This window comes from Hyphomicrobium sp. CS1GBMeth3, assembly GCF_900117455.1.
Classification (GTDB): Bacteria; Pseudomonadota; Alphaproteobacteria; order Rhizobiales; family Hyphomicrobiaceae; genus Hyphomicrobium_C.
The window spans coordinates 1,159,342-1,186,130 of sequence record NZ_FPHO01000002.1 but is presented as its reverse complement, the minus strand read 5'-3'; the positions used below and the strand labels follow the sequence as shown (position 1 = coordinate 1,186,130).

The following is a 26,789-nucleotide window of genomic DNA, read 5'->3' as shown; positions in this document are numbered from 1 at the left end:
TGAGGATAAGGTTCGGGCCAGGATAGACGATGGCCCGCAGGCTTTTCATCGGTCGCGAGGGACGTCCCAGAACGGGCGGCTCCATTCGCAGTAGGCGTCGGCGCGGCTCATGCCGATGTCCTTGAGGCCGTGTTCGTCAAGCGACATGAGTTGACGGCGCTCGCGGACCGTACGGAACACGGCTTCTGCCCAGACGAGGGTGCGCAGGAGCCGGCGCGCCGGCCGCGTCGCGATTGTGTCCGAGGGATGCAGTGCGCGGTCCATGATGATGCTCCGGGATTGCGCGGAGCCGTCTCTTAAGGCACATGTTCATATTAGTGAAGCAAATGTAATGCATCAGTCGCATAATAGATCGTTATGATACTTTCATGGCGCGCAACATCGACATCGGGCTCCTGAGAGCCTTCAACGCGGTCGTTGAGACCGGCTCTGTGACCGAAGCCGCCGGGATGTTGAGTCTGACGCAAGCGGCGGTCAGCCAGCAGATCCGCCGCCTTGAGGAGCTGTTCGGCAAGCCGATGTTCGTGCGCAAACAACGCCGGCTTGTGTTGAGCCCCGACGGCGGGCGCCTGTTGCCGTACGCTCAGCGGCTCATCGGGCTCAACGACGAAACCTGGCGCGCCATGGCCGCGCCGGCCTTTGCAGGCGAGGTGCGTCTCGGCGTGCCTTATGACCTCGTCGCCCGCTTCCTGCCCGAGGTGCTGCGCCGCTTCGACAAGCGCTTCCCGAATGTGCGTGTTTCTCTGGTGACGAGCACCTCGCGCCTGCTGCTCGACGCCTTAGGCCGCGGCGAGCTCGATCTCACGCTGACGACGGAGGCCGCCCGCCCCGCGCGCGCCGAAAGTCTGCTCGTGGACCAGCTCGTCTGGGTCGGCGCGGCAGGAGGCGATGCCTATCGGCGAGATCCGCTCCCGGTTTCTCTCGGCGCGGAGACCTGCGCCTTCCGTCCGTATGCACTGGCGGCGCTGGCGAAATGGCATCGCCAGTGGCGGCCCGTGAGCGAGTCTAACAGTCTAGAGCCGATGATCGCGACCCTCGAGGCAGATCTCGCTGTGGCACCGATGCTGTCGTGTGCCGCGCCCGCAAGTCTCGCTCTCTTAAGCGAGGCTGCCGGCCTTCCTAAGTTGCCGACGTGCCACGTGAACCTCTACCTGCCGCGCAACACGCAGAACGACATGGCAACCGAGCTTGCTTCCGTGCTGCGTGAGGAATTTGCATCGGTAAATCGCGGCCGCCGGTCGGCGCGTACCGGTAAAAAAGCGATTTCGTCCGCGGCGACCTGATCCGCGCTGGCATTCGGTGCGTAGGACGACGGAAGCTGATCCAACCCGAGCAACGAGGTCTACGAATGAATTTGAATCTCGCGAACAAGACGGCCCTCGTGACCGCGTCGTCCGGCGGCATCGGCCTCGAGATCGCCCGCGCTCTCGCCGCAGAAGGCGCCCGCGTCGTCATCAACGGACGAACGCAAGCGAGCGTCGACAAGGCGATCGCCGACGTGCGTGCCGGGCTTCCGAATGCGGATCTCGTTCCTCTTGCAACCGACAACGGCACCGCTGAAGGCTGCGCAGCGACGATCGCCGCCGTGCCGTCGGCCGACATCCTCGTCAACAACCTCGGCATCTACGAAGCGGTCGGCTTCTTCGACGAGACGGACGAGGCGTGGCAGCGCCTGTTCGACGTCAACATCATGAGCGGCGTGCGTCTCTCGCGCCATTACCTGCGCGGCATGCTCGACCGCGGCCACGGTCGTGTCGTGTTCATCTCGAGCGAATCCGGCGTCAGCCCGGCGCCCGAGATGGCCCACTACAGCGCGACGAAAACCATGCAGCTGTCGATCGCGCGCTCCCTTGCGGAGCTGACCAAGAACACGAACGTGACGGTGAACTCGGTGCTGCCGGGGCCGACGCGCACGCCCGGCGTCGAGGAATTCATTACGAGCATCTACGGTGGCCTGAGCCTCGCCGAGGCCGAGCGCAAGTTCATCGCGGAGAACCGCCCGTCGTCACTGATCGGCCGCCTGATCGACCCCAAGGAAATCGGCGACGTTGTGGCCTTTGTGGTGTCGGACAACGCTGCGGCCATCAACGGCGCCGCCATCCGCGCCGAAGGCGGCCTCGTTCGCAGCGTTGTCTAACGCTTGTGAGAGTTTCAATCGTTCCCGACGCGAAAACCGCGTCGGGAACGAGCGATCCCGGAATTTGCACGACGGCCATCAAATCGCCGAATAAGGCTGCGAGACGTCGATCGCGACGACGGCACTTGGCTCGCGTGGCCTTGCCAACGATGCGACGCGCTGGTATGAGCCGCATATCTTCAACGCAACCGGGGAGGACAGCATGATCGTCACACGCCTGCGCCTTCACCCGGTTTGGACCGCTCGGCTCTCTTAGCTCAGCCGTCCCGGGTCGCAGCGCGACCTTCGAGCCCACAGGGCAAACCTCAATAAAAATCTGATTTGGACCGCGGACGCCCGGCTGCTCGTGCGTCCGAAGTGTCCCACTTCCGTTGGAGACGGCGCTTCTGCGCCGGCACGAAAATGACAAGCGAGAACCGCACTGGCGGCCGCACGGCGATCAACGCTGTACTGGCCTACACCGCCGGCCATTGGCGCCGGCGCAAGCTCCTCGTCGCCCGCGTTGCGGGCGCGATTTTGCTCGCCACGCTGGCAGACGTGTTCATCCCGTTCTTCTCGGGACGCCTCGTCGACGCGTTGTTGCTCGCCGGCGAGGCGCGCGACGTCGCCCTCACGCGCGCGCTCGAGGCCTTTGGCATCATGGTCGCGCTGGGTGCAGGTATGGTGGCGCTGCGTCACTTCGGCTGGATGGGCGTCATTCCGCTGTCGCTCGGCATGATGTCGGACATCGCGCAGGAAACGTTTGCGCGCGTGCAGCGGTTCTCCACCGACTGGCACGCCAACAGCTTCTCCGGTTCCGTGATGCGCAAGGTCACGCGCGGCATGTGGGCGGTCGATCAGTTGAACGATACGCTTCTGCTGGCGCTCTTGCCGTCGGCGTTCGTGCTCGTCGCCACCACGGTGCTGCTCGCAGTGCAGTGGCCGCTGATGGGCCTGATCGTCGCGATGGGCGCACTTGCCTACGTTACGATGACGGTCTCGCTGGCGGTCTACTACATCGCGCCCGCGTCCAGGCTCTCGAACGCCTGGGATACGCGCATCGGCGGCACGCTCGCAGACGCGCTCGGCAACAACCCCGTCGTCAAGGCCTACGGTGCCGAGGATCGCGAGGACGTGCGCCTTGCGGCGGTCGTGGCGAGATGGCGGCGGCGCAGTGCGCGCACGTGGTTCCGCCACACGCTTGCGGGAACGGGCCAGCACGTCGTGTTGCTGTTCGTCCGCTCGACCCTGGCCGGTGCAGGCCTTTGGCTCTGGTGGGCCGGCAAGGCAACGCCGGGCGACGTGACATACTTGCTGACGACCTACTTCGTCGTGCACGGCTACCTTCGGGACGTCGGCATGCACGTCCACAACCTGCAGCGCTCCATCAACGAGATGGATGAGCTGGTCGAGCTGCACGCCACGCCGATCGGCATCGTCGACCGCGAGGGCGCCAAGCCGATGCGCATCGAGCGCGGCGAGATTCGCTTCGAGGACGTGGTGTTCCATTACGGTGCCCACGCGACGCCGCTCTACGAGGGCTTGTCGGTGACCATCCGTGGCGGCGAGCGCGTCGGCCTCGTCGGTCGCTCGGGCTCGGGGAAGACGACGTTCGTGAAGCTGATCCAGAGGCTATATGACGTCACCGGCGGCCGCATCGTGATCGACGGGCGGGACGTGGCGGCGACGACGCAGCAATCGCTGCGAGCGCAGATCGCCATCGTCCCGCAGGAGCCGATCCTATTCCACCGCACGCTGGCGGAGAACATCGGCTACGGCCGTCCGGGCGCGTCGCAGGCCGAGAACGAGCACGCAGCGCGCCTCGCCAATGCGCACGACTTTATCACGCGCCTGCCGAAGGGCTATCAGACGCTTGTCGGCGAGCGCGGCGTGAAGTTGTCGGGCGGCGAGCGCCAGCGCATCGCGCTCGCGCGCGCGTTCCTGGTCGACGCGCCGATCCTGATCCTGGACGAGGCCACGTCGAGTCTCGACTCGGAGTCGGAGCAGCTGATCCAGGCGGCGATCGAGCGTCTCTTGAAAGGGCGCACGGCGATCGTCATCGCGCACCGCCTGTCCACGGTGCGCGCGCTGGACCGGATCCTGGTGTTCGACAAGGGTCGCATCGTCGAGGACGGACCGCACGGCGAGCTGATCCGTCGCCCGAATGGACGCTACCGGCATCTGTTCGAGCGCCAGTCGGGAGACCTCCGCGCGGCGGAGTAGGGCAATAAAAAGCGGCCCCGGTCGATCTCGACCGAGGCCGCTTCAGGTTGTGGGCCGCTGCTAGTGCAGCGTTTCGGTACGGGTGCCGATGCGCCCCTCGGCGAAATCGAGCATCGCCTGCTTGATCTCGCCGACCGTGTTCATGACGAACGGCCCATGCGCCACCATCTGCTCCTTGATCGGCGCGCCGGAGAGCACCAACACCGTGGCCTCGTTGTTGGACTCGAGCGTGATGCCTCCGCCCGTCCGCGCGAGGTGCACGAGCTGTGCGCCGCGTACGACCGCTTCGTCGTTGACGAGCACGGTCCCGCCCAGCACTGCGAGCGCCACCGTGTGGCCTTCGGGCAGGTTGAGCGTCGTGGTCTTGTCGCGACCGAGCTTGAGATCCCAGATGTTGATCGGCGTGAACGTCTGCGCCGGTCCCTTCTGGCCCTCGTACTCGCCCGCGATGATACGCACACGTCCCGCCCCATCCGCGAGATCGACGGACGGGATGTCGCCCCTGAGCAAGGTCTGGTAGCCGGGAGGGGCTTTCTTGTCCTTGGCCGGCAGGTTGATCCAGAGCTGCACCATCTCGAGCGTCCCGCCCGAGCGGCTGAATGCCTTCGAGTGGAACTCCTCGTGAAGGATGCCTGAGGCCGCCGTCATCCACTGCACGTCGCCGGGACCGATCGTGCCACCGCCGCCGGTCGAGTCGCGATGCGCGAGCTCGCCCTGATAGACGATGGTCACGGTCTCGAAGCCGCGATGCGGATGCTGTCCGACGCCGCGCTGACGATCCGTCGGCGTGAACTCGGCAGGTCCCGCGTAGTCGAGCAGAAGAAAAGGGGAAAGGCCGCTCTCGGGCGAGAGCATCGAGCGCACGGGAAATCCGTCGCCGACCCAGTGGGCCTTCGGGCTGTCGGTTACTCCGAGGATCTTTCTCATCAGGCTGTCTCCTTTCCGGCCGGCCGCAGGCAGCGGCTCGGCCTCGCGTAAGCGCGCGAGATGGGGACGGCTGTCCACCTGAACAAGAGGTTGCGGCAAACGCTCCGTTTCCGCAACGGCACCGATTGCCGATCAATGCATCATGTTTGCTTGCGAGAGGAGGAAGAGGGCGCGTGTTTGACCTTGGGACGATGCACGTCGCGAGCGGGTTTGTCCTCGCGCAGTCCCTTGAACGAGGCGTGCCGCAGAAGCCCATCACCCGTGCGGCTGCGGTACTCGATTTGCGCAACGCGCTCCGGTCGCACCCAGACCACGCCGCGCCGTTGTGCACTCGTCAGAGAGCCTGCAAACGCTGGCGTTGAGGTTTTAAGCGGCTGCAGCGTTTTCCACAGCGAACGTGCGCTGGCGTGCGTGAATCCGGTTCCGACGCGGCCCGCGTAAACGAACTTGCCGCCTTCGAAGGTGCCAAGCGCCAGCGCTCCCACGGCCTTGGCATCGACCGTAGACACGAGATAGCCGCCGATGACGAACTCGTCGGTGAGGATGCATTTGGATTTGAGCCAGTCGCCGTTGCGGCCCGACCGGTAGGGAAGATCGAGCCGCTTGGAGACGATACCCTCGAGCCCGAGCACGCAGGCCTCGTTGAGCACCGTCTGCCCGTCGGTTGTGAGGTGCTCGCTGTAGCGCAGACGCGGCGAGCGCCGCCCGCGAGCCATGAGAGCGTGCAGCAGCTCCTTGCGATCTTTTAGCGGCGCATCGCGGATGTCGACACCGTCGAGATAGAGGAGGTCGAACACGACGAATACCATGTCCTCGGAGCGCCCAGCCTCCAGCGCTTCAACGAGCTTGATGAAGCTTGTTACGCCCTCGCTCGTCTCGACCACCGCTTCGCCATCGATGATCGCGCTCTTGACCTTGAGCGCCGCAAGCGCTTTGGCGATCGAGGGAAAACGTGCCGTCCAGTCGAGCCCGCCGCGCGTCAGAAGCTGCACTGTGCCGTCGCGCACGCGGGCCTGAAGCCGATAGCCGTCGAGCTTGATCTCGTGCACCCAGTTATCGCCGTCTGGAGGCGTGCTCGTGAGCGTCGTGAGACAGGGCGGCACGAACGCCGGCATCGCATCTCGCGGACGGTTCGCGAGCAGCCGGGAGCCGTCGTGCTTGGCCGCTTTTGGCTTCCGTTGAATTTGCTTGTCGGCGGAACTTACGCGGGTCATTCAGCATTCGTCCAAAGCGCGGTTCTGCGCATGCGGGAAAAGGCAAGCCATGCCCATCGTCACCACGGCCATCATGACCTTTGTTATCCTTGTCGCGATCGGCATCATCGTCGGCCTACTGTTCAACCGCAGAGGACGAGGCTGGATCGGCCGCCAGGTCGCTGACGCAACGGGTGCCGGCGATGTCACGTACAGCCTTGTCGGCATCGCAGGCTCGTTCATGGGCTTTCATATCGGCGTGATCCTTGGACTTCTTCCGTCGGTCCTTTTGTATGTAGCGGCCGTTCTCGGCGCCGTTCTGACGATCTTCCTCTGGCGCGGCCGCTGATTATCATCGCTCGTCGACGAGTTTGCGGATCGCGCTCTTGAGCGGCCGCGCCGCCTTGTCGTAATCGGACCAGGCCTTGGTCGATCCGAGCAGGTCCGGCACGGTGCGCAGCGTGAAGCGCATCGGGTCGAGGCCGCGGCGCACCTGTCCCCAGGTCAACGGCATCGCGACCGGCGCACCGGGCCGCGCGCGGGGCGAGAGGGGTGCCACCGCGGTCGCCATGCGGTCATTGCGCAGATAGTCGAGGAAGATCTTCCCGCGCCTGAGCTTCTTAGTCATCGTCGTCAGATAGCGGTTGGGGCTGTCGTGGGCCATCGCCTCACAGACGGCGTGCGCGAACGTCTTTGCCTCGTCCCACCCGAGGGTGTCGCTGCGGCCTGTCTTGAGCGGCACGACCACATGCAACCCTTTGCCCCCCGTGCTCTTGCAGAACGGCACGAGGCCGAGCGCTTCGAGCCGCCCGCGCAACTCGTTGGCCGCCGCGACCACGCCGTCGTAGGCAACGCCAGGGCCGGGATCGAGGTCGAACACGAGGCGCCCCGGCACTGTCGGCTCGTCCGGCGCACAGTTCCAAGGATGAAATTCGAGCGCCGCCGATTGCGCCATCGCGATCAGCCCCTCCACGCTGTCGATCTGCAGATAAGGCTCCCGGTCGCCGGCAATGCGCACGAGCGTCACGTGCTCGGACGTGCCGCGCATGGCATGGCGCTGGAAGAAGGTCTCGCCCTCGATGCCGTCCGGCGCGCGAACGACGGAACAGGGCCGGCCCGCGATGTGCGGCAGCATCCAGTCGCCTACCGCCTCGAGATAGAGCGCGAGGTCGCGCTTCGTTGCGGCAGGCTCTTCCTTGGTGGCGGGCCACAGCACCTTGTCCGGCTTGCTGATCGTGACGCCGAGCACCGGATCCGCGCCGTCCGAGTGCCACACCGCATCCGGCTTGAAGGCATTGGCCTTGCCGAGCATGAACGGCTTCGGTCTCCGGCCTTTGCCAGCAGCGATCTCGGCCATCGTGCGCTCGGAGGCGACCGAGCGGTCGTCTTTCAGGAGCGCATCCTTGTCGCCCGGCTTGGCGTACTCGTCGCGATGCTTGATCAGCAGCCAGTTGGTGCGCTTGCCGCCCACGCGGTCGCTTTTCATGCGCACCAGTACCCAGCTCCCCTTGAGCTTCGTGCCGGCGAGCAGGATCTTGAGGTCACCATCGGCGAGCGCCTTCTTGGCGGGCTTGTCGCCGTCGGGCAGCCAGAACCCGCGGTCCCAGATCATCACCGTCCCGCCGCCGTATTCGCCTTCGGGAATGGTGCCCTCGAAATCGCCGTATTCGAGCGGGTGATCCTCGACCTCGACCGCGAGACGTTTGTCTCTGGGATCGAGCGACGGCCCGCGCGTCACAGCCCACGACTTGAACACGCCATCCAGCTCGAGACGCAGGTCGTAGTGGAGGCGTGTCGCATCATGCTTCTGGATCACGAAGCGAGGATACTCGGCCTCCCGCACGCCGGCCTTGCCGCTCGGCTCTTCGGTCCTCGTGAAGTCACGCTTGGCGCGGTAGGCGGAGAGCTTTTTCGTGGAGCGTGCCATCTCTCGTCAACCCGCGACCCGGGAAAGCGTTTCAATCTCGTGGCCTATGCTCGCTTCTTGGTGCTGCGCGAGGATTTCGCCTTTGACGATGTAGATGTCTTTGTCGGGGTCGCTTTGCCGCCCGCCGCCCCCACGCTCTTCTTCAGCGCCTCCATGAGATCGACGATGTTGCCGCCCTTGGGCCGCTCCTGCTCATGCGCCACTATCTTGCGGCCCTTGAGCTTATCCTGAATCAATGCCTTCAGCGCCGAGGCGTAATGGTCCTCGAACTTGTCGGGTTTGAACGGACCGGATTTCTTCTCGATGAGCTGCACGGCGAGGTCGACCATCTCGCGGTCTGGCTTCGCGCCCGGCACCTCGTCGAAGAAATCCTCGGGCTTTCGAAGCTCGTCCGAATAGCGCAGCATCTCCATGACAAGCCCGTCCTCGAGCGGCGCGATGGCGACCAGCCATTCGCGGCCAGAGATCGTCACCTGCGCAAGCCCCACCTTGCCGGTTTTGCGCAGCGCATCGCGGATGACGACATAGCCCTCGCCTGAAAGCTCGTCCGTCGGCGCGATGAAGTAAGGGCGCTCGAAAAAGCGGTAGTCGATGTCCTTGGCGTCGACGAACTGCACGAGATCGATCGTCTTCTTGCTCTCAAGCTTGACCGCGTCGATTTCCTCGGGATCGAGCGTGACATAAGTGTCCTTATCGACCTCGTAGCCCTTGACGATATCCTTGGTATCGATCTTGCCGATACCCTGAACGACTTTCTCGTAGTTGACGCGCTTGCCCGAGGGCTTGTGGATCTGGCGGAACGTGATGTCCGCCTTGGATTCGACCGCATTGTAGATCTCGACGCCGATCGTGACCAACGACAGTCGGAGAAAGCCTTTCCAATAGGCACGGGCCGCCTTGGGCATGACGCGATACTCACGCTAAACACAGGAATGGGGCAAGAACCGTAGACCAAATAGTCTTGGTCCCGATTTTGCACGAACGCAAGAAGGTACGCGGGAGTTTCGTCGACGCTACGGGATGCGGTTAACGAGACGGGAATGCGGGCGTGCACAACTCCGGATCCCTCGGCGATTGACCCGAAGCGACCGAGTTGAGAGGCTTGCCAAGAAAATGAGGGAAGGGGAGGGGTTGCCATGAAGCCTGCCGACGGAGACGCCACGGGCACGCCAGCGGGGCAGGCCGAGCCATCCTTGCACCGCGTCATGGGGCCCTGGCTCCTGCTGCTGTTCATCGTCGGCGACATCCTCGGCACCGGCATCTATGCCCTGACCGGCAAGGTGGCGAACCTCGTCGGCGGCGCCGTCTGGCTGCCGTTCCTGATGGCCTTCTGCGTGGCCCTTCTCACGGCCTTCAGCTATCTTGAGCTGGTCACCAAATATCCGCGCGCGGCGGGCGCCGCCCTCTATACCCATCGCGCATTCGGCATCCACTTCCTGACGTTTCTCGTCGCCTTCGCGGTCATGTGCTCCGGCATCACGTCGTCCGCGACGGCCTCGCGCGCCTTCGCCGCCAACCTGTCCGATGCCTTCGGGCTCGGCCTCGCCCAAGGCATCGGCATTACGATCATCGGCCTGTTGTTCATGATGGGTATCGCCGTGGTCAATTTCCGCGGCGTCGGTGAGAGCGTGAGGCTCAACGTGCTGCTGACCGTCGTCGAGCTGACCGGCCTTCTAATCATCATCTTCATCGGGCTCTGGGCCATCGGTGGCGGACAGGGCGATGTCTCGCGCATCTTCGAGTTCAAGACCGACGGTGCGGCGGGTGGCGCGGTGTGGGCGGCCATTGCGGCGACGACGCTTGCCTTTTTCGCCATGGTCGGCTTCGAGGACAGCGTCAACATGGCCGAGGAGACAAAGGACCCCGTCCGAACATTTCCGAAGATCCTTCTGCTTGGTCTCCTGATCACGGGCGTGATCTACTTGTTGGTGTCGATCTCGGCGATCACGCTCGTGTCGCCTGAAGAGCTCGGCGAGGGCGAGACGCCGCTGTTGAAGGTCGTGGCCGCCGGCGCACCAAACTTTCCGCTCGGCGTATTCGGCTTCATCACCATGTTCGCGGTGGCCAACAGCGCGCTGATCAACATGCTGATGGCGAGCCGCCTCGTCTACGGCATGAGCCGCGAGCATGTGTTGCCGCCGGTCTTGGGGCGCGTGCACCGAAGCCGGCGCACGCCGTACATTGCCATCGGCTTCACGACGCTCTTAGCATTCGCGCTGATCACCTTCGTCGGTGAAGTTCCCGCGTTGGGTGGAACAACGGCTCTCCTGCTGATCTGCGTTTTCACAGTCGTGAACGTTGCCGTGCTCGTCTTGCGTCGCGATGTCGTTGAGCACACGCACTTTCGCACACCGACGATCGTTCCCGTGCTCGGGGCTGCAACCTGCGCCTTTCTCGCCGGGCCGTGGACGGGCCGCGATCCGGTTCAATATCAGATCGCTGGCGCACTGATTGCGATTGGCGTCGCTCTTTGGGTGGTGACGTTCTACATCAACCGACTGACGGGCGTTACGCCGAGTGAGCCACGGCAGGAGGACCTCGGTGGCCTCGGCCCTCATAACTAACTGAGCCCGGGAAGATAAAATCCTGATGAGGAACTAATTTTCCGAGGTGACGTTGTTTCCGTGTTGCACAAAGAAAAACGAGGAGACGTCCCTATGGCAAACGAGAACCGGAATACCGGTCAGCAAGGCGGCGAGGCTCAGCGGGATCAACAGAACCAACAGAACCAGAATGCCCGCCGCGACCGGCAGCAGCGCAATCCAAACCGGCAGGGTCAAAATCAAAACGAGCTCAATCGCAACCCTCAGCCGGGTGATCTCGAGGACAATCGCTCGGACGAGCAGCGCCAAGCTGCGCAGCACCACCGCGATGAGCAGCGCTGAATTGCTCCAAAGAGACGCCACGCATAAGCAAAGCAGATCTCTTAAATTGACTGCAGGCCGCGCAAGCGGCCTCTTTTTTCGCGGCGCCATCATCTGGATGGGTCACGCAAGAAGCATGTCAGCATCCTGATTTCCCTTCCACTTCCCCTGTCAAGTGCGCGTCTTTGCGGATGTGGCAAGGGTTGACCTGCCACGGACGAGCTTGCAGCATGCGCCCGGGTGATCAGGGAGATCTGAGAAATATCGAGGAACACAGATTTTTTGCTGGACTACTGGAAGCGGCGGCCCTCCCTGAAGATTGCGGCCGGTCAGTCCGCAAGGCTGGCTGTGCGCTACGGGCTGGTCGCCGGCGGCATTGCTTTGCTCGCAATAACGCTGCTCGGACCGCTCGTCACATCTTTGATCGATGATTGGTCGCGCCGCGATGTGGAGATGCGCGCGTCGCTCGTCTTCAATTCCATCGGCGAAACCTTGGCCTCGATGCTCGCCAACGGCCAGGATGCCGAGATCAAGACGCTTTTCGAGCGCGTGGCGACCTCTGATCCACGGGTCGTGGCCGTCGGTATCTGCCGCCGCGGCGATGGCAAGCCGGACTTTGCAACCCAGTTGATGCCACCCACGATCTCATGCAGCGAGATCGCGCGCTCCGACGCGGACAGCTATTCGACGGTCATCGTAGCCGGGCGGCGCATGCAGGTCGGTGCCTTCCCGATCTCGGCGCAAAAAACGCCGCTGGGCCATTTCATCATCATGCAGGATCTGACCTTCGCCGAGCACCGCGGCGAGGAGGCGCGCAACTACCTGACGCTCATGCTGGGTGGCATCATCCTCGCCAGCGGCGCGTTGGCCATCGGCCTCGTGCTCTATCTGATCCGTAATTGGACGCGGCGGTTCAGCCAGGCAGTCGCCACCGCCACACGGCGAGGGCCTGCTGCGGGCCTCCCCGCAAGCTTCGGTCCGCTCGACCGCGAGGTGCGTCAGGTGCTGCGCCAGCTCGAGATGACGCAGAGCACCATCGACCGCGCTCAGGCCAACTGGAGCAAGTCGACGCTACGCGACATCATGATGGCCGAGCTGCCTGGAGTGGAGGTTCTGGTCGTCGCCAATCGCGAGCCGTACATCCACAACCACACGGAGCACGGCGTCGAGGTGCAGACTCCGGCAAGCGGCCTTGTGTCGGCCGTCGAGCCGGTGATGCGCGCGTGTGGCGGCACGTGGATCGCGCATGGCAGCGGCACCGCCGACCGGGAAACGGTCGATGCCGACGACCGCATCGGCGTGCCGCCGAGCAATCCCCAATACACCCTTCGCCGTATCTGGATCACCGAGGAGGAGCAGGACGGATATTACTACGGCCTCTCCAACGAGGGCCTTTGGCCGCTCTGCCACATCGCTTTCACGCGCCCCGTATTCCGCGAATCCGATTGGCGTACCTACCGCGCGGTGAACGAGCGCTTTGCGGACGCCGTAGCCAAGGAGGCGCGCACAGCGTCTCCCATCGTGCTGATCCAGGACTACCACTTCGCGCTGCTGCCGCGCATGGTGCGTGAGCGCCTGCCAGAGGCGACGATCATCACCTTCTGGCACATTCCGTGGCCGAACTCGGAAACCTTCGGAATCTTCCCGTGGAAGGAGGAGATCATCCACGGCCTGCTTGGCTCCACCATCATCGGTTTCCACACGCAGTTCCACTGCAACAATTTCCTCGAGACCGTAGATCGCTTCGTCGAGAGTCGCATCGACCGTGAGCAGGAATCTGTGATCCTCAAGGGGCACGAGACGTTCGTTCGCCCATATCCGATTTCGATCGACTGGCCGCCGGCCGCGCTCGAGAACCAGAAGCCGATCGCCGAATGCCGCGAGGCAGTGCGCAAGCGCCTGGGTCTGCCGCCCGATACTAAGATCGCCGTCGGCATCGAGCGTTTCGATTACACCAAGGGCGTGCTAGACCGCATCCGCGCCGTCGACACGCTGCTCGAGCAGCATCCCGAGTGGCGCGGAAAGCTCGTGTTGGTGCAGGCCGCGGCGCCCACCCGCAGCAAACTGACAAATTACAAAGGCCTGCAGGACGAGGCCCTGCAGCTCGCGGAAGAGATCAACGCCAAGTATGCGGACGCGTCGCCGGCGCCCATCCGGTTGATGATCCGCCACCATACGCCGGCCGAGGTCTTCGAGCTGTTCCGCGCTGCCGACGTTTGTATTGTCTCGAGCCTGCACGATGGCATGAACCTCGTTGCCAAAGAGTTCATCGCCGCCCGAGACGACGAGCGTGGCGTACTTGTTCTGTCGCATTTCGCAGGCGCCTCGCGCGAGTTGGCGGAAGCGTTGATCATCAATCCGTACGATGCCCATGCGACGGGAGAAGCGCTACACGCGGCGCTCATCATGCCCGATGCGGAGCAGCACGAGCGCATGCGCCTGATGCGCGACTACGTCAGCTCGCGCAATGTGTACCGCTGGGCGGGCCAGATGCTGCTCGACGCGAGCCGACTGCGCAAAAAGCAGCGCATTCTCGAGGTGGCGACGCTGAGCTCCGCTGGCGTCGAGTCCTGAGCTGTCTCTCAGGGCGAAGCCAGCACCTCGGCGATGTGCTGACGCGCGGTGTCGATCTGCAGAGCGCCGATATGCAACCCAGCCTTCGTGCGCCGCCAGAGCACGTCGTCGGGCGTGCGCGCCCATTCCGCATCGCGCAGATAAATGACCTCGCGCGCCGTGAGTTCGCTGCCGATGGCTGCCCCGAGATCGGCGTCTTCCGCAGCATCGCCGATCACCTCGTCCGCGCGCGTCCCGTAACGGCGGGCAAGGCCCTGCAGGGTTTCGCGCGCAATCGCCGGATGCCGACGCACGAGATCTTCGCAGTAGCCCGCAAAATCGCTCCCGCCGAAGGCCCCGCCGGGGAGGGGCGCAGCTGCGGTCCAAGGAGGACCCATGCCCGGAAAGAACGCGGCCAGCCGATCGAGCGCCGCTTCGGCGAGGCGGCGAAACGTCGTGATCTTGCCGCCGATGACATTGAGCAATGGCGGCCCGTCGTCGATCTCGTCGAGATCGAGACGGTAGTCGCGCGAAATGGCGGACGCGCTTCGCGCCCCGTCCTCAACCAACGGACGCACGCCCGCAAAGCGCCACACGACGTCGGCGCGCGAGGGTGGATGCGCAAAGAACCGCGCTGTCGCCGCCAGCAGGTAGTCTGTCTCCGCCTCGCTCGCGACAAAGCCGTCGGCAGCCGAGCCGACGGAAACCTCGGTCGTGCCGATCAGCGTGAAGCGCTCCTCGAACGGCAGCACGAACACGATGCGCCCGTCGTCGTTTTGCAGCAGATAGGCATCGTCCGCCCCCGCGATCCGCGGCACCACGATATGCGCGCCCCGCACCAGCCTCAGGGCCGGCGCGGTTGCATCGCCCGCAAGCCGCGCGACCTCGGTGCACCACGGTCCCGCAGCGTTGACGAGCACGCGCGCGGCGATGCTCGTCGGGCCCGCGGCGGTATCGGAAGTAACCTCCCAAAGCCCCTCGCGCCGCGTGGCCCGTGTCACGGGCGCGCGCGTGACGATGCGGGCACCACGCGCGGCCGCGTCGACTGCGAGCAGCACGACAAGCCGCGCGTCGTCGACGGCACAATCGTAGTAGGAGAAGCCGGCCGCGATTGTGGGCGTCAGCGGGCGCCCGGCGGGGTCGCGCTTGAGATCGACGGCTGCCGATCCCGGAACCCGCCGTCGCGCAGCTAGGTGATCGTAGAGGAAAAGTCCGAGCCGCGTCAGCGCGCGGGGACGCATTCCCGTCGTGTGCGGAATGATAAAGCGCAACGGGTGAATGAGATGCGGCGCACGCGCCAGTAGCACTTCTCGTTCGAGAAGCGCCTCCCGGACGAGCCGGAATTCGCCGTGCTCGAGATAGCGCAATCCTCCGTGGATCAGCTTCGAGCTGGCGGACGACGTGCCTTCCGCAAGATCCCCCCGTTCGAACAGCACGACCTTGAGGCCACGCCCCGCGGCGTCTGCAGCAATGCCGGTGCCGTTGATGCCACCCCCGACGATGGCCAAGTCGTAGGGCTCACCGCCCATCTAGCGTCTCTGCTCCCCGGGCTCGCGTGCGTGGTATGGCGACAGCCGGCCGGATCGCTGAATCGCCGCCGACATGATACCGAGGAGCGGACACAACCGCGACGGCGCCGGATAGGGGAGTGCCGTCATCACGCAAAGGCATCACGGGAAGCCATAATGAGATATGCAATTCAAGCGGTTGCGGCCCTGCTGGCCCTGACAGGCGTCGGCCTGACGCTGGCGCCGGCCGAGGGCCTGCCGCCACTCAGGACCGGGGACATCGTTTTCCAGAAGACCATTACCAACGCCAGCGACGCCATCATGTTGGCGTCCGATACTCAATATACGCACGTCGGTATTGTCGAGGTGGACAAGCGCGGACGCCAGCTCGTAATCGAGGCCGTGGGGCCGGTGCAGGCCGTCCCGCTCGAGGATTGGGTCGGGAAGGGCGAGGGCAACAAGATCACCGTGAAGCGCCTCAAGGACCTGGACGACGCGCAAGCCAAGCAAGCGGTTGCCAATGCGCGCCGCTATCTCGGCCGACCCTACGATCATTTTTTCTACGAAAGCCGCGACCAGATCTATTGCAGCGAGTTGGTCTATCTCGCGTTCAAGGACGGCCCCGGCATTACTGTCGGTCGCGAGGAGAAGGTGCGTGATCTTAACATCGACACCGGTGCGGCGCAGAAGCTCATCCGGCAGAGGTGGAAGGCACACCCACTTTGCAAGGCCAAGTCCGCGAAGTCGTTCGACGCCTGCTATGACCTCATTCTGGAGCAGACGCTCGTCACGCCCGCCAGCATCGCGCGCGACCCGCGGATGGAACTCGTCTTCACGAGCTTTGGGTCGGACGCGGAGTAAGACGTTTTCAGAGAGAGACGCCCGGCAGCGGCGGCGGCATTCTGGCTGCCGGTCCGCGGCCGAGCACGGCCGCAACCAAGCGCTCTTTGTTGCGCTCGCCGTTGCGAGCCGCAATGAAAAGGCGCCGCGCCATCAGCTCGATCGGCATGTTGGTATCAGCCTCGGCAACCGCCTGATCGAGCACCGTTCTGAAAACCCTGAGATCGTCAGCCGTATATCCCGAAACATCCATAGCGTGCACTCCTCGACGGGGCAGCGAGCCACCGGAAAATCGTGTTGGCAGTAGAACTTTGGCGCCGTACCTCTTACGGATCGTTAACGCCCGTTGGCCCGGTCCGTTCCCGCCCCGTCCGTTCCAACCCTGAGCCGGCCTTCGGGGAACCTCCCGCAGTGGTCCTCCTTTCTAGAAGGAGAGCCCAAAGGGAGATGACTGATGCAGACGGAAGACCCAAAGACGCGTCCGCGGCCCGAAAATGCCGGGCCGGAGGAAACCGCTCACGAGCGCCGCTCGATCATGCGTGTGGCTGCAGTCGGCGCCATTACGCTGCTGGTGTTCTTGGTCGGATACTTCGTGGCCTTCGGGCCGCTGGAGGAGCACGAGAGCGCCTATCCGCCAGCGGGCCGCAACCTCGAACTGGAGCGCAAGGCGGCTCCGCACCCACAACCCAACACGCCCTAGCACCGCGCGTTAGTACCAGCGCCACGGCGCGTGAGCAGCATGCACCTCCTACGCGCGCTGCTCGAAGAGCATGGTGATTGCAAGCGCAACCGCGACGCCCGCCTGTACGCAAACGAGGAGGAAAGCGAGTCTGGCAACGCCGTGCTCGGCCGAAAGCAGCGCGTGTAGCGCAGGGTTCCAATGTGCCAGAACGAGCGCCCCGCACACGCCCGCAAGGGTACCGGTCGCAAGCGAGCCGGCCAGCGTGCGAACGAGCCGGGGGTATGTCGGGTGGTCCGTGGAGGGGCGAGCCACGGCACCGACGCTAGAAGCTGACGACGCCGAACAGCATCAGAATGAGGACGATGCTGAGCGGCACGCCGAGAAGCCAGAGAATGAGGGGCATGATCAAACCTCTTATTGTTGTTGAGCAATCGAAAGAAGGAAGGCCGCGGTGGCGGCCTTCGGAACTCAATCGCTGGTTTTGTACTCAGGGGCCGTTTCGAGTTTGGCTTTATCCGCGTTGGATTTCAGGAGAACGTTTCCATCACCGTCGCCCGTGAGCTCAAGCTCATTGAACGGCAGCAGCACGTCCTTTTCCCCGATGCCGAGGAAGCCGCCGACCTCGACGACAACCGACACGATCTTGCCTGTATCGTCGACGAGCAGATCCTCAATCTCGCCAAGCTCCTCGCCTTCCGGGCTGCGGATCTTCGTGTCCATCAGCCTATCGGCGCTCCACGGCCCGGCTTGAGTCGCGGCCGGCTGCTGAGCCTTTTCGATACGTTCGGCGGCCGGCTCGTTTTTCACCTGCGGAGGCGACGTCTGCTCTGGTGCCTGGGCGAACGCGCCCGACGCGAGAAGCGCGGAAACGGACAGTGTCGTGAGCAGTGCTCGCATTGTCTTTCGACTCCTTGTTTTGGGCGTTTGTGTAAGAACCGCTGCGTCGCCAGACAGGTTCCGCGTTGCGTTGCGTTTGGTGCACGCCGCTCGTTAATCGTTCGCGGGCGTCCGCGTGCTTTGTTTGAGTGACTCTTTGAGCGTCACGGGCCGGTGATGTTTCTTGAGAAGGTCGCGAAACGCCTCGTCGGCCAGCTCCTGGAAATCCTGCATGCGGTCCTGGGCGAGTAGTGTTAGCGCCCGCAGAACGTCGGGCTCGAATGCAATCAATTTGCGCGAGTTGCGCGTTTCTTCGCTCGGGAAGCGATCTCGCTTTTTCGCTTTGCCCATGTCTCGCCAGCCTCATGAGGTGCCTGGCCGTTGATGGATAACGCGTTCGGGCGGGGGCGGGTTCAGAAACGCCGATCAGTAACCAGGCAATCTGTATGCGGCGCAGCAAGACAAGAGAAGATCGGGGAACTTTCCTTCGCCCCCATGCTTTCGCGTCCATGGAGGAGATTGTCCGAAAAGCACGCGCTTTTGCGGTCGAGGCGCACGGTGCTCAACGCCGCAAATATGAGGACGTGCCCTACGTCGTCCACTTGGACCGTGTCGTAGCGCTCCTCGAGGAACACGGCTTCAATGCGCCCCCGCTGCTGGCGGCGGCCTACCTGCACGACGTCGTCGAGGATACGAGTGCGACCATGCACGACGTGTTCGATGCGTTCGGCCCGGATGTCGCCGAGCTGGTCTACTGGCTGACGGACGCCGAGCAGGGCAATCGCAGGATCCGCAAGATCATGTCGGCCTGGCGCCTGTCTCGGGCGCCGATCGAGGCCAAGCTGATCAAGCTCGCCGACTTTGCCGATAACACGCCATCGATCGTCGAGCGCGACCCGGCGTTCGCCAAGGTCTACCTCGCCGAGAAGCGGTACATCCTGGACGAGATGGCCCGTGTGGAAGGGACGCGCTTCAGCGACAGCCTGCTTTTCAAGGTTGCCGAAAGCGGCATCCGGGCAAGCAGACCGAAAACCCTGGCTCAAACCACGGAGGAGTGATGTCGCCAAATAACGAAAAGGACCCTCGGTCGCCCGTGTTCAGGCAGCGATTGATCGCGGGCGGTGTATTCGCCGTGTTCCTCGTGACGGCGGTGATGGTGTTCCTCGCAGGTCGGCCAGATCCGCAGTCCGGCGAAAGCCTGCCCAATGCCGCGCCGCAAGCGACCGAAGGCATGGCGCGTTGACGAGCACGCCCGGCTCGTCCACGCGTCGAGCACAGCAGAAAGGAAGAGCCATGAAGCATCTGCCCAAAGACATGGTGGACTGTATCGATATCTGCACCCGGTGCGCGACCACGTGCCTGACAACGGCGATGAACCACTGCCTCGAGGTGGGCGGCAAACACGTCGAGCGACGGCACTTCTCGTTGATGATCGCCTGCGCCGAGACATGCCGTGCAGCGGCGGCCGTGATGATGACGGGCGTTGCGGAGCACCGGGAGGTGTGCCGGTCATGCGCGGCGATCTGCAAGGCCTGCGCTGAGAGCTGTGCCGAGGTTGGCGACATGGACGACTGCGTCGCCGTCTGTCGGGAGTGTGCCGACAGCTGCCGGCGCATGGGCGGCGCGACGGCGCGGGCGGCTTGAGGCTGGCGGACTTTTAAGGCGCTTCCTCGTCCGTGCCGGCAGCCAGCGCCTTGTCCTCATCCACCTTCGCCAAAAGCTCGGTCAGCCTGGAGACGCGCCCTGCCGGCAGGGCCTTTCCTGTATTGAACAGTGGTTCGTCGTTGGCAATCCAGGCTTGCGCTTCGCCAAGTTCCTCGGCCGTCACGCCCATGCCGACGATTTCGGCGACAGTTGCGTCGTCGGCATCACCGAGAGCCTTGAGGATCTGATCGCGGGTGAGAAGAGGGGTGCGCGTCATGGGTTCGCTCCGCTACGGTTGTGCTGCGTCGGTCCAGAGCGCCACGAAAGGCGGGCCACAAGACGCGGCGGATGCAGGAAAAACTCAAGCACGGCTGGCATGTTCCCGAGGGGAACGCCTAGGCGGACCCCTCCGGAAAAGGCCGAGCTGTGGCCTCTGGCCGCCAGTGATCGGCGCAGCCTTAACATCCGACTGGACAAGGGAGTTGGCTGGTGTTAGACGAACCGGCGTTGGGGCCCTAGAGCACTCGTTCGGGGCCCCTTCGCCGTCTTTGCGCGATTTTCAGCGTCGACGCCGCGGCGAGGGTGATTAGCTCAGTTGGTAGAGCAGCTGACTCTTAATCAGCGGGTCGAAGGTTCGAATCCTTCATCACCCACCAATAATTTCAAAGAGTTATCTGGATTTTCGTTGCGCAGAATGCTGTCCCGGCCGGTGGCGCAACAGCGGGCGGCCTCTGTCTTTATCGTGCCCAACAACCATCTCAACGATACCGCCGCACCCGGTCTCGGTATTCGTCGCGGGTTATGGCAGCCTGTAGTGAGGTGATAATTACCCTGGCTCGACCTCTGGAGGCATCGAATGGCCGATGATGAAGCCCTAGCCGAACTCGACCGCCGCATCGCAATCATACGCGACAATCTTCGGACTCTTATCGAGCAAGCTGCCGCTTACTCCGGAGCGGCCGACGAAGGCCGCGCAGCGGACCGTATCGCCGAGCAGCAGCGTCGCCTCGACGACCTCGAGAAAGAGAGAGCCGAGCTGGTCGGGAAGGATTAGGCGACACGAGCGCCCAACTGCGCGCCCGCTATTTGCCGCTGAGCTTGTCCTTGCCGAGCTTGCAGACGATCGATTCTGGAAACTGGCAGTCGTCGCCAAGCTTGGTGAAGGCGATGTGCTCGTAGCTCGCCACGATCGGCTTGCCCGGATAGGTGAAGGGGCCGAGCCAGTCGTCGAGCTGCGCGCTGCCGCTCCAGATGCTGATGATGATTTTGCCTGGAGTCGTCGGGTACTCCTCACCTGCCGTTTGCGTCACCTCGCGCAGCAGCTTGCCGTTCGCGTACCAGGTCAGGCGATCGGGGGTCCAGTGCACCGCGAAGTCGTTGGAGCCGGCTCGGGGGTCGAAATCGAGCGGCACAGACTGGATGCGCCCACCGTTACCTTTGGCGTGATAGCTGGCGTCGACGGACTTCTCCCGCGCAGCGATGAACTCGAAGTCGATCTCGTCGTGCGGCTGATTGTGAGAAGGCCCGGTGTAGGTGAAGAATGCCGACACGACACCCGAGTGAGCCGGTGCCGCCTTCATGCGCACCTCATAGGTGCCAAAGCCGAAAAAGGCTGTCGATTGCAGCTCGCCGCACGAATAAGGGCGATCGCCGCGAGGCGTGTCGGTAAGGCTCAGCTCGATCTTTTTGTCGACCAGGCGAACATTGTCGGTCGCCCAGACGCAGCTCTGGTGGCTTCCGTTCGACCAGCCATCGGAGATGTACCAGCGCTCCCTGTCGAGGGTGTCAAAGGGTTCGAAGAATGAACCGTCGTCGGCGAACGTCGGCGAGAGCAGCAGCAGCCAAAACGGCAGAGCCAGAAAACGCATAACGGATCTCCTACCCATGACCAGGTGCGCTATCGGCGGACGATCGCCGCGGCAACAAACATCACTTGCCAAAGGCTATGGTTCGCAAGGAGCGGATTTTGAACCGGACACTGAATGATCACCTGTATCGTGATGAGAAGGGGCCATATCTCGATCGGATCCGTCGCATGCAGCAGCCGGCGTATGCTGCGCACGGCGGCGACGAAGATGCCCATGATAAGCAGCACCGGACCGATCACTCCGAAGGCCACGGCCGCTTCCAGAAAGTTGTTGTGAAAGAACGTGATCTTCTGGCCGAAGGCGTCACGGATCTGCAGCATGCCTGCGGGAGGATCGACCCAGTAGGCATTAAAGCCGAACCCGAGCCATGGCTTGGCGTCCATTGCCTGCTGCGCCATATCCCAGAGCAACGTCCGCCCGGTCAGGCTGCGTTCCTTTCCAAACGAGGCCAGCAGGGCACCTATGGGATCGGCACCGAAGTAGGTGACCGCCACATAGGTCCCGGTACCGACAACGGCGACCAGGATCAGGGACAGGCCGACAAGCAGGCTGAACACCGTCCGGCTGCGGATAAGAGCATAAGCAAAGGGCAGCGGGCTCAGCGTCAGCATCACGGACAACATTGGCGTTGCCGAGCGGGTGAGGACGATAAGCACCAAGCCAAGCACGGCAGCCGACGCCGTGAGCAGCCGCCAGCGTCCTTGCAGGAAGAGACACGATGCGCTGATCACCAGGAGAACCATGGCATCGCCCATCACATTCTTTGTCGGAAAGCCGCCGCGCCAATTGCCCACAAAGTCGATACCCCGCGCGGGAGGCAGCAGCGCCGCGGCGACCGCGAGCAGAGCCGCGAGAAACATCCCGAAGAAGACGACGACGACGAGCTGCTCCAAGCGAAACTGAATGCACAGCAGGAAGGCGACCAGAACCGTCATCAAGAGCTGGATGCCGAAGTAGAAGCTGGCACCGGGTGCGACTGACCAAGCGGCCGAGACCATGGCAAAGACCGGCCAGCTCATGAAGACCAGATTGGCCAGGGCCAGATTGATGAACTGGGACTGGTACCGAAAAAATAGGAAGGCGCAGATGAAGTCGGCGAGCAGCCACGCATAGCGTTCCGCGTCGCTGGACGTGTACTGCCAGGCCGCCATGCTGATTGCGAAGAAGAACAGGACCCAAACCGCCTGCCCGACGAGAGCGATGTCTGCGTTCAGGGGCTTCGCGGGCAGCCGGCCTGCGCTATCGTCTGTCATGGAGCCGGCAGTCATTTGGCTTGCTCGCTGTTAAGCCATCGGCCTGTGGTGCCCGAACCCGCCACACCGATTGCGCATAATGCTATGAGCTGGTTACGTGAAGCTTGGCCCAAGCCGGCTCTCACGCGGAACTCCAAATATAGCTAATGCCATTGTGAGTACACCCTTCGTTGCCGAGGTTACGCTTACGACGTCGATTGATCGTAGAGATTGTCCCAATATCGGGTCGCCGATACGGAATCGAAATACTTGGCCGCCGTCTGAACGGCTGATTTCCGCATCATGGACAGTTTCGGCCGATCATTGATCAGGCTTTCCAGGCTGGCATAGGTCTCGCTGGCGAGGCGTTCGACTTCATCCTCGAATAGCCGTTCAAACGATGACGTACCGCGCTGGTCGGACGAGGAGTGCACCCAGTCTCCGAACTCATCGAGTTCCAGGTCGAACAGGATCGCATTGTCCAAGTGGCTGAGAAACTCGGGTAGGGCCCCTTGGCGTGTCGCAATGACTGGCGTCCCTGCCGCGAGCGATTCAATGGCACTGTACCCGAAGGTGTCCGAGAACGTCGTGAGCAGGGAGAAATCGGACGACCCCAGGAGCGCCTGTACGTCGTCGTTGGCGAGCCCACGGTGCAGTGTCACGTTGGGCAGCTCGAACAATTTGAAGTAGCGCTCGAAGAAGCCGGTCCTGAGCGGGTCCGTCCAGCTCGGAGTGCCCGCCTCCAGCTTAGACACGATCGTGACTTCGAGCGGAAAACCGCGCTCTTGTGCGATGTGAGCAAGGCGCACGGCGACACAGCCGCCCTTTCGACCGAAATGGTTGCCCACAAAGGTGATCTTGAGTGGCCCTTCACTGCGCTGCAGGACCTCTTTGCCCGTTAGGTTGGGCAATACGACATTCGGATAGCGAACTTCCAGCTTGCTCGCCAACTCGTCGAACTCGTCACTTCCAGAGTGGAAGTGCAGGAATGTCTCTTTCGCCCGCTCGGAGATCGCCACGATCCGTTTGCACCGCCGCGACGCGAGCCTTCGCCGGAGCAGGCGGTAGTACGTCGTCTGTTCGAGGTTGAAGGCGCGCGGCAAATGAGATTCAAAACCGATGACGAAAGGACGGAAATCGACCGGGATTCTGTTGAAGGCGTGGATGAGATCAAATTTTTCCCAGGGCAGCGCGGCATAGAGGGTCATACCCTCCAGCTTGGGAGCGACCTTGTTAAGCGGCAAGAATGATCGCCGTACGATACGGTTCCGGGAATGACGCGGACTGTTAAAGGTCCAGGGATAGCGCGTGGGGGAAAGGACGGTGAGCGGCCGCTCCTTCGTCTTGGTGAGCATCGTCGTTCGCCTCTAGCCCCGGAAACAAGTTAAAAGTGCGCCGGTCGGCACCCGCAACGCGGAGCACGCTGGCCTAAAATTTTAGCCGAAATGCTTTTTACGAGAGTAAAAATTTCGATGGTTGAAGGATTGTTGATTAACGGCGCAATTGATCTACCCCCGATCAATTACGTCATAGGACAGAGGTATTCTCCGGAAGAAGTGCGAGCAGCCAACAAATGAATGAGGCTGCCGTGCATTGCGTGCGCATAATCCGCTCAGCGCTATACGGGAACGGGGCTTATTCGTAGAGATGGTCGCGCGGGTTAATAATCGTGCCTTTTATGCTAATTTTGTGGGCATAGGGCACAAGGAATGGGTCCTTTCCTCCAGCAAGGCAGCGAACCAATAATCGAGCAAGCTCGGGCGTGGTGTAATATCCATCCGATATCGGATTGTCAAAATTGTCCGCGCACGCATCTTTGGGATGAGTGCCGGCGAGGACGCCAAAACGGTCCTGCACAAAGAACAGCGGATCGTCGTCGAATGACTTGTTGCGCGACAGCGTTGGGCCGTGATCGCCGAAGGCCAAAATAATCGCCGACGGATCCAGCTGCTTGATGGCGCTCAAGATCCTGTCCAGGTTTGCCACGGCTTGATTGCTGGCCTTGAGATATCGGGGCCGAAAATCCTCGTACTCGCTTTCTGACCCAGTCCAACCCTTCGAAGGTGTGTGGACCGGTCGCGCCGTGTGGGCGATGACAAGCTGAGGCGTGGCTTTGCTGGCAGCGGCAACGATGGTCGAGTGAATTTGATCGATGGGATCGGCAGGCTTCACTGGGTCGGGGAACCATCCCGCTCGAATGCCACAGGCATTCCAAAAAACATAGGGAGCGACCTTGGGCGGTAAAAATCCGCGATCGCACGGAGAGAAGTCTTTTGCCAAAATATAGCGGTCCACATGCGGCCCCTTTATGGGTGCGATGTAAGAGCTCCTATAGTGCGCAGTGATTTCGTAGCCGTTGTGCTTGAAGATCTGGAGCAGTGGACTGGGCTTGGTGCCCGCAAAAAGATGTCCCTTTCCGAGCGTTTCAGACACGGCTGCCGCGTAATCGGCATCCATCGCCAGCAGGGCGTGCCACGCCTGCCGCGTCGCCATACCCTCCGAGAACGTGTTGGGAAAGACCCTGAATCCCCTCTCGTGAAACGCCTTTGGCAGAGGAGCGTCGGCCAATCCGAGATAACGCTGAAGGGTTGCGGCCGGCGCGGCAGACTCGAATCCGATCAGATACACGTTCGGCTTGGTGGTGAACTCCACCAGCTTGATTTTCGGAGACGCCGTGGTGCCGAAAGTGTGGCTCGGCGCATCCTGTGCCTGCGCGAGCCGCGGTGCATCGCGCTCCGCCAGAATTGCACCGGCGACATTTATAGCGATGAAGGCGGCGATGACGCCCGAGGTCGCATAGAACAGCCGCCGCGAGCGAGCGACGAATAAGAACAATGCCGTGAGCGCGGCCATTCCGAGAATGAGCGCAAGCACCTTGAGCACGCGAGGTAGGTCGGCGAACTGTTCGATAAGGACGAGATGCATGCTCCAGGCGTTGGCGACGCTGAATGCTGCGCCAAACGCCAGGGTGACATTCCTGTTTCCGATGAAATAGCCGAGCAGAAGGAGCGCGGCGATCTGCATAGCCAGGGCTCGTGTGAGCGCCGTTCCAAACGCGAAGTAGTCCAGAGCGTAAACCGGCTCTTCGAGACCGGAGAGAGTCGTCGTTGCCCAATTGAGCGTGAGCAGGGCGAGAAGCATACAGCCGACAAGTGCGGGCGACAAAGATCGCTTCGACGAGTCCATTGGCCCCCCTGGCTGAGGACATGGGGAATACCCCATAGTCATTACTCGATATCGGACCGAGTGGCATCGTGCTGCGCATCCGTTTTGGTGAGCCGCTCACATGTTTTGCCGGAGGCTAGAGCAAGCCCCTCCAGCTCGAGACTTTGTCGCTAAGATAAGCTGCCGCCTAAATGAACGAGGAAGCGCGCATATCCCTTCCGGGATTCCAGAGGACGCGTTTGCGCCAAATGATCGTCGATCATTTCCCGAAAATCTTCGCACGAGCGAAGGGCAGCGGGGGTATCCCCCGTGCAGCGGGCCGTATGGTTGAGCTGAGAAGGCGAGAGCCCTCGGTTTTTTACGCCAAGAGCTCTCCTGGTCCTACGCGTCGATCTCTCGAGCCTCGGACCTATCGGACCAATGATTGTGTCGCAAAAGGGTTCCATCCAAACTGGAAAACCCTAGGATTGAGTTTCCTCAATCGTCTTGATCCGAGCCGGCCTCTCCTGACGAGGCTCCGGTCGTGGCGGAGCCTTCGCTGACTGAGCCGACTTTACCGTGCCAATCGGCGGGACCTTTCACGACGGGCTTGCCTTGGAAGTCACCGTCGTCGCCGGGCTCGCGATTTTGGGCCTGCTGCTCGAGCATCTCTTTGTTTTCGTCCCAGATCTTGGATTCTCCGGCGCTTTGAGCCTCCTGCGCATGCACTGGATAGACCGCCATCATGGAGGCGATCGCGATGCTAGCGAAAAGCTTGGTCATCAGCTTCCTCCTTATTCAGTTGATCTGCAATTAAGACAAAAATGCATGAGCAGTTTCTATGTTCCCACCTGTACTGCGTTGATAAGCCTGCAATCTGCACCCGAGGGAGATGTCCTGTAGTAGGAGTTCCTTGGCACGATGCACGTGCATGCGTGTTACATTTCAAAACTCAGTAGGTTGAGGAATTCCGGGTGCAAGACCGAAAGACGTTCGAGCAATTCTGGCGAGAGTATCTTGAGGCCCACCGACATCCTGTAACCCGGGTCGTTCACATCGTAGGGACAGCCGCGGCATTGGCGTGCATCGGCCTCTCCGTTGCGACGCTAGATCCGATTTTTCTGATTGCAGGCATCGTTCTGGCTTACGGTGCCGCATGGGCTAGCCACGCTCTGGTCGAAGGCAACGCGCC

The 26,789-nt window shown here is 62.6% G+C and carries 29 protein-coding genes and 1 tRNA gene; 13 read left to right on the top strand and 17 right to left on the bottom strand.

The features are described 5' to 3' along the window. Positions 1-45: 45 nt before the first annotated feature. Positions 46-264 (bottom strand): DUF1127 domain-containing protein, encoded by a 219-nt coding sequence (locus CS1GBM3_RS05790; protein ID WP_072392582.1) that lies wholly within the window; start codon positions 262-264, stop codon positions 46-48. A gap of 104 nt (positions 265-368) precedes the next feature. Here CS1GBM3_RS05790 and CS1GBM3_RS05785 point away from each other — a divergent pair, with 104 nt between their 5' ends. The 3 genes from CS1GBM3_RS05785 (at position 369) to CS1GBM3_RS05775 (ending at position 4,339) form a co-directional block, all read left to right on the top strand. Continuing rightward, positions 369-1,283 carry a LysR family transcriptional regulator gene (locus CS1GBM3_RS05785; RefSeq protein WP_072392579.1) on the top strand — a complete coding sequence of 305 codons (915 nt, stop codon included), beginning with the start codon at positions 369-371 and terminating at the stop codon, positions 1,281-1,283. Positions 1,284-1,348: 65 nt separating this feature from the next. Next, entirely contained in the window at positions 1,349-2,137 is a 789-nt protein-coding gene (locus CS1GBM3_RS05780; RefSeq protein WP_072392576.1) for an SDR family NAD(P)-dependent oxidoreductase, read from the top strand. 402 nt (positions 2,138-2,539) lie between these two features. Next, positions 2,540-4,339, top strand: a complete 1,800-nt coding sequence (locus CS1GBM3_RS05775) for an ABC transporter ATP-binding protein (protein WP_072392574.1) — start codon at positions 2,540-2,542, stop codon at positions 4,337-4,339. 60 nt (positions 4,340-4,399) lie between these two features. On the opposite strand, the gene CS1GBM3_RS05770 is transcribed toward CS1GBM3_RS05775, so the two are convergent. Next, on the bottom strand, positions 4,400-5,266 hold the full coding sequence (locus tag CS1GBM3_RS05770) for a pirin family protein (RefSeq protein ID WP_072393760.1): 867 nt from the start codon (positions 5,264-5,266) through the stop codon (positions 4,400-4,402). Positions 5,267-5,406: 140 nt separating this feature from the next. Further along, the gene (gene ligD, locus CS1GBM3_RS05765; RefSeq protein ID WP_072392571.1) at positions 5,407-6,480 is read right to left on the bottom strand and encodes a non-homologous end-joining DNA ligase; all 1,074 of its coding nucleotides are present in this window, start codon (positions 6,478-6,480) and stop codon (positions 5,407-5,409) included. A gap of 49 nt (positions 6,481-6,529) precedes the next feature. Between ligD (CS1GBM3_RS05765) and CS1GBM3_RS05760 the strand changes: the two genes are divergently transcribed. Next, positions 6,530-6,808, top strand: a complete 279-nt coding sequence (locus tag CS1GBM3_RS05760; protein WP_072392568.1) for a transglycosylase — start codon at positions 6,530-6,532, stop codon at positions 6,806-6,808. 3 nt (positions 6,809-6,811) lie between these two features. Here CS1GBM3_RS05760 and ligD (CS1GBM3_RS05755) read toward each other — a convergent pair whose 3' ends face one another. Both ligD (CS1GBM3_RS05755) and CS1GBM3_RS05750 read right to left on the bottom strand, forming a co-directional pair. Further along, positions 6,812-8,386 (bottom strand): non-homologous end-joining DNA ligase, encoded by a 1,575-nt coding sequence (gene ligD / locus CS1GBM3_RS05755; protein ID WP_072392565.1) that lies wholly within the window; start codon positions 8,384-8,386, stop codon positions 6,812-6,814. A gap of 44 nt (positions 8,387-8,430) precedes the next feature. Next, a complete protein-coding gene (locus tag CS1GBM3_RS05750) occupies positions 8,431-9,291 on the bottom strand; it encodes a non-homologous end joining protein Ku (RefSeq protein WP_072392562.1) in 861 nt (286 codons plus the stop codon). Positions 9,292-9,522: 231 nt separating this feature from the next. Between CS1GBM3_RS05750 and CS1GBM3_RS05745 the strand changes: the two genes are divergently transcribed. Further along, complete coding sequence (locus CS1GBM3_RS05745) at positions 9,523-10,950, top strand: APC family permease (protein ID WP_072392559.1); 1,428 nt, start codon at positions 9,523-9,525, stop codon at positions 10,948-10,950. 33 nt (positions 10,951-10,983) lie between these two features. On the opposite strand, the gene CS1GBM3_RS19920 is transcribed toward CS1GBM3_RS05745, so the two are convergent. Beyond that, positions 10,984-11,364, bottom strand: a complete 381-nt coding sequence (locus CS1GBM3_RS19920; protein WP_210186198.1) for a hypothetical protein — start codon at positions 11,362-11,364, stop codon at positions 10,984-10,986. Between the two features lie 168 nt (positions 11,365-11,532). Here CS1GBM3_RS19920 and CS1GBM3_RS05735 point away from each other — a divergent pair, with 168 nt between their 5' ends. Continuing rightward, entirely contained in the window at positions 11,533-13,824 is a 2,292-nt protein-coding gene (locus CS1GBM3_RS05735; RefSeq protein WP_348533602.1) for an alpha,alpha-trehalose-phosphate synthase (UDP-forming), read from the top strand. A gap of 8 nt (positions 13,825-13,832) precedes the next feature. On the opposite strand, the gene glpD is transcribed toward CS1GBM3_RS05735, so the two are convergent. After that, positions 13,833-15,332: a glycerol-3-phosphate dehydrogenase gene (gene glpD, locus CS1GBM3_RS05730; protein ID WP_072392554.1), complete on the bottom strand. Its 1,500-nt coding sequence runs from the start codon at positions 15,330-15,332 to the stop codon at positions 13,833-13,835. A gap of 156 nt (positions 15,333-15,488) precedes the next feature. Between glpD and CS1GBM3_RS05725 the strand changes: the two genes are divergently transcribed. Next, on the top strand, positions 15,489-16,172 hold the full coding sequence (locus CS1GBM3_RS05725) for a YiiX/YebB-like N1pC/P60 family cysteine hydrolase (protein ID WP_072392552.1): 684 nt from the start codon (positions 15,489-15,491) through the stop codon (positions 16,170-16,172). A gap of 7 nt (positions 16,173-16,179) precedes the next feature. Here CS1GBM3_RS05725 and CS1GBM3_RS05720 read toward each other — a convergent pair whose 3' ends face one another. Further along, the gene (locus tag CS1GBM3_RS05720) at positions 16,180-16,404 is read right to left on the bottom strand and encodes a hypothetical protein (protein WP_072392550.1); all 225 of its coding nucleotides are present in this window, start codon (positions 16,402-16,404) and stop codon (positions 16,180-16,182) included. Between the two features lie 201 nt (positions 16,405-16,605). Here CS1GBM3_RS05720 and CS1GBM3_RS05715 point away from each other — a divergent pair, with 201 nt between their 5' ends. Beyond that, positions 16,606-16,851 carry a hypothetical protein gene (locus CS1GBM3_RS05715; protein WP_072392548.1) on the top strand — a complete coding sequence of 82 codons (246 nt, stop codon included), beginning with the start codon at positions 16,606-16,608 and terminating at the stop codon, positions 16,849-16,851. A 48-nt stretch (positions 16,852-16,899) separates the two neighbouring features. On the opposite strand, the gene CS1GBM3_RS19465 is transcribed toward CS1GBM3_RS05715, so the two are convergent. From CS1GBM3_RS19465 to CS1GBM3_RS05705, 3 genes are all read right to left on the bottom strand, one after another. Then, positions 16,900-17,145 (bottom strand): hypothetical protein, encoded by a 246-nt coding sequence (locus tag CS1GBM3_RS19465; RefSeq protein ID WP_139247804.1) that lies wholly within the window; start codon positions 17,143-17,145, stop codon positions 16,900-16,902. A 156-nt stretch (positions 17,146-17,301) separates the two neighbouring features. Next, the gene (locus CS1GBM3_RS05710) at positions 17,302-17,730 is read right to left on the bottom strand and encodes a PRC-barrel domain-containing protein (protein ID WP_072392546.1); all 429 of its coding nucleotides are present in this window, start codon (positions 17,728-17,730) and stop codon (positions 17,302-17,304) included. A 93-nt stretch (positions 17,731-17,823) separates the two neighbouring features. After that, on the bottom strand, positions 17,824-18,060 hold the full coding sequence (locus tag CS1GBM3_RS05705; RefSeq protein WP_072392543.1) for a hypothetical protein: 237 nt from the start codon (positions 18,058-18,060) through the stop codon (positions 17,824-17,826). 158 nt (positions 18,061-18,218) lie between these two features. Between CS1GBM3_RS05705 and CS1GBM3_RS05700 the strand changes: the two genes are divergently transcribed. From CS1GBM3_RS05700 to CS1GBM3_RS05690, 3 genes are read left to right on the top strand one after another with little or no spacing between them, the layout of a single operon-like run. Then, entirely contained in the window at positions 18,219-18,767 is a 549-nt protein-coding gene (locus tag CS1GBM3_RS05700; protein ID WP_072392540.1) for an HD domain-containing protein, read from the top strand. Next, positions 18,767-18,952: a hypothetical protein gene (locus CS1GBM3_RS05695; RefSeq protein WP_072392537.1), complete on the top strand. Its 186-nt coding sequence runs from the start codon at positions 18,767-18,769 to the stop codon at positions 18,950-18,952. Before CS1GBM3_RS05700 ends, CS1GBM3_RS05695 begins: the two co-directional genes overlap by 1 nt. Before the next feature lie 50 nt (positions 18,953-19,002). After that, positions 19,003-19,353, top strand: a complete 351-nt coding sequence (locus CS1GBM3_RS05690; RefSeq protein WP_072392534.1) for a four-helix bundle copper-binding protein — start codon at positions 19,003-19,005, stop codon at positions 19,351-19,353. A 13-nt stretch (positions 19,354-19,366) separates the two neighbouring features. On the opposite strand, the gene CS1GBM3_RS05685 is transcribed toward CS1GBM3_RS05690, so the two are convergent. After that, positions 19,367-19,630 (bottom strand): hypothetical protein, encoded by a 264-nt coding sequence (locus tag CS1GBM3_RS05685; protein WP_072392531.1) that lies wholly within the window; start codon positions 19,628-19,630, stop codon positions 19,367-19,369. A 303-nt stretch (positions 19,631-19,933) separates the two neighbouring features. Between CS1GBM3_RS05685 and CS1GBM3_RS05680 the strand changes: the two genes are divergently transcribed. Together CS1GBM3_RS05680 and CS1GBM3_RS05675 are read left to right on the top strand one after the other, a co-directional pair. Further along, positions 19,934-20,009: transfer RNA gene (locus CS1GBM3_RS05680), tRNA-Lys, on the top strand. Between the two features lie 200 nt (positions 20,010-20,209). After that, a complete protein-coding gene (locus CS1GBM3_RS05675; RefSeq protein ID WP_072392528.1) occupies positions 20,210-20,407 on the top strand; it encodes a hypothetical protein in 198 nt (65 codons plus the stop codon). Positions 20,408-20,435: 28 nt separating this feature from the next. On the opposite strand, the gene CS1GBM3_RS05670 is transcribed toward CS1GBM3_RS05675, so the two are convergent. From CS1GBM3_RS05670 to CS1GBM3_RS05650, 5 genes are all read right to left on the bottom strand, one after another. Further along, entirely contained in the window at positions 20,436-21,221 is a 786-nt protein-coding gene (locus tag CS1GBM3_RS05670) for a family 16 glycosylhydrolase (protein ID WP_072392525.1), read from the bottom strand. Positions 21,222-21,250: 29 nt separating this feature from the next. Continuing rightward, a complete protein-coding gene (locus CS1GBM3_RS05665) occupies positions 21,251-22,474 on the bottom strand; it encodes an O-antigen ligase family protein (protein WP_171946428.1) in 1,224 nt (407 codons plus the stop codon). 185 nt (positions 22,475-22,659) lie between these two features. Further along, positions 22,660-23,808, bottom strand: coding sequence for a glycosyltransferase family 4 protein (locus CS1GBM3_RS05660; protein WP_072392520.1), 1,149 nt, complete (start codon positions 23,806-23,808; stop codon positions 22,660-22,662). A 280-nt stretch (positions 23,809-24,088) separates the two neighbouring features. Continuing rightward, on the bottom strand, positions 24,089-25,639 hold the full coding sequence (locus tag CS1GBM3_RS05655) for a hypothetical protein (protein WP_139247803.1): 1,551 nt from the start codon (positions 25,637-25,639) through the stop codon (positions 24,089-24,091). Positions 25,640-26,095: 456 nt separating this feature from the next. Continuing rightward, positions 26,096-26,380 carry a hypothetical protein gene (locus CS1GBM3_RS05650; RefSeq protein WP_072392514.1) on the bottom strand — a complete coding sequence of 95 codons (285 nt, stop codon included), beginning with the start codon at positions 26,378-26,380 and terminating at the stop codon, positions 26,096-26,098. Positions 26,381-26,789: the final 409 nt, after the last annotated feature.

Coding starts and splice junctions, on each gene's coding strand:
- CS1GBM3_RS19920 (WP_210186198.1), bottom strand. CDS start 11,364: ATGATGGCGCCGCGAAAAAAGAGGCCGCTTGCGCGGCCTGCAGTCAAT.
- CS1GBM3_RS05705 (WP_072392543.1), bottom strand. CDS start 18,060: ATGGGCAAAGCGAAAAAGCGAGATCGCTTCCCGAGCGAAGAAACGCGC.
- CS1GBM3_RS05695 (WP_072392537.1), top strand. CDS start 18,767: ATGTCGCCAAATAACGAAAAGGACCCTCGGTCGCCCGTGTTCAGGCAG.
- CS1GBM3_RS05700 (WP_072392540.1), top strand. CDS start 18,219: ATGGAGGAGATTGTCCGAAAAGCACGCGCTTTTGCGGTCGAGGCGCAC.
- CS1GBM3_RS05670 (WP_072392525.1), bottom strand. CDS start 21,221: ATGCGTTTTCTGGCTCTGCCGTTTTGGCTGCTGCTGCTCTCGCCGACG.
- CS1GBM3_RS05660 (WP_072392520.1), bottom strand. CDS start 23,808: ATGCTCACCAAGACGAAGGAGCGGCCGCTCACCGTCCTTTCCCCCACG.
- CS1GBM3_RS05775 (WP_072392574.1), top strand. CDS start 2,540: ATGACAAGCGAGAACCGCACTGGCGGCCGCACGGCGATCAACGCTGTA.
- glpD (WP_072392554.1), bottom strand. CDS start 15,332: ATGGGCGGTGAGCCCTACGACTTGGCCATCGTCGGGGGTGGCATCAAC.
- CS1GBM3_RS05715 (WP_072392548.1), top strand. CDS start 16,606: ATGCAGACGGAAGACCCAAAGACGCGTCCGCGGCCCGAAAATGCCGGG.
- ligD (WP_072392571.1), bottom strand. CDS start 6,480: ATGACCCGCGTAAGTTCCGCCGACAAGCAAATTCAACGGAAGCCAAAA.
- CS1GBM3_RS05750 (WP_072392562.1), bottom strand. CDS start 9,291: ATGCCCAAGGCGGCCCGTGCCTATTGGAAAGGCTTTCTCCGACTGTCG.
- CS1GBM3_RS05690 (WP_072392534.1), top strand. CDS start 19,003: ATGAAGCATCTGCCCAAAGACATGGTGGACTGTATCGATATCTGCACC.
- CS1GBM3_RS05650 (WP_072392514.1), bottom strand. CDS start 26,380: ATGACCAAGCTTTTCGCTAGCATCGCGATCGCCTCCATGATGGCGGTC.
- CS1GBM3_RS05720 (WP_072392550.1), bottom strand. CDS start 16,404: ATGGATGTTTCGGGATATACGGCTGACGATCTCAGGGTTTTCAGAACG.
- CS1GBM3_RS05655 (WP_139247803.1), bottom strand. CDS start 25,639: ATGGACTCGTCGAAGCGATCTTTGTCGCCCGCACTTGTCGGCTGTATG.
- ligD (WP_072392565.1), bottom strand. CDS start 8,386: ATGGCACGCTCCACGAAAAAGCTCTCCGCCTACCGCGCCAAGCGTGAC.
- CS1GBM3_RS05665 (WP_171946428.1), bottom strand. CDS start 22,474: ATGACAGACGATAGCGCAGGCCGGCTGCCCGCGAAGCCCCTGAACGCA.
- CS1GBM3_RS05760 (WP_072392568.1), top strand. CDS start 6,530: ATGCCCATCGTCACCACGGCCATCATGACCTTTGTTATCCTTGTCGCG.
- CS1GBM3_RS05675 (WP_072392528.1), top strand. CDS start 20,210: ATGGCCGATGATGAAGCCCTAGCCGAACTCGACCGCCGCATCGCAATC.
- CS1GBM3_RS05770 (WP_072393760.1), bottom strand. CDS start 5,266: ATGAGAAAGATCCTCGGAGTAACCGACAGCCCGAAGGCCCACTGGGTC.
- CS1GBM3_RS05790 (WP_072392582.1), bottom strand. CDS start 264: ATGGACCGCGCACTGCATCCCTCGGACACAATCGCGACGCGGCCGGCG.
- CS1GBM3_RS05785 (WP_072392579.1), top strand. CDS start 369: ATGGCGCGCAACATCGACATCGGGCTCCTGAGAGCCTTCAACGCGGTC.
- CS1GBM3_RS05745 (WP_072392559.1), top strand. CDS start 9,523: ATGAAGCCTGCCGACGGAGACGCCACGGGCACGCCAGCGGGGCAGGCC.
- CS1GBM3_RS05710 (WP_072392546.1), bottom strand. CDS start 17,730: ATGCGAGCACTGCTCACGACACTGTCCGTTTCCGCGCTTCTCGCGTCG.
- CS1GBM3_RS05780 (WP_072392576.1), top strand. CDS start 1,349: ATGAATTTGAATCTCGCGAACAAGACGGCCCTCGTGACCGCGTCGTCC.
- CS1GBM3_RS05685 (WP_072392531.1), bottom strand. CDS start 19,630: ATGACGCGCACCCCTCTTCTCACCCGCGATCAGATCCTCAAGGCTCTC.
- CS1GBM3_RS05725 (WP_072392552.1), top strand. CDS start 15,489: ATGAGATATGCAATTCAAGCGGTTGCGGCCCTGCTGGCCCTGACAGGC.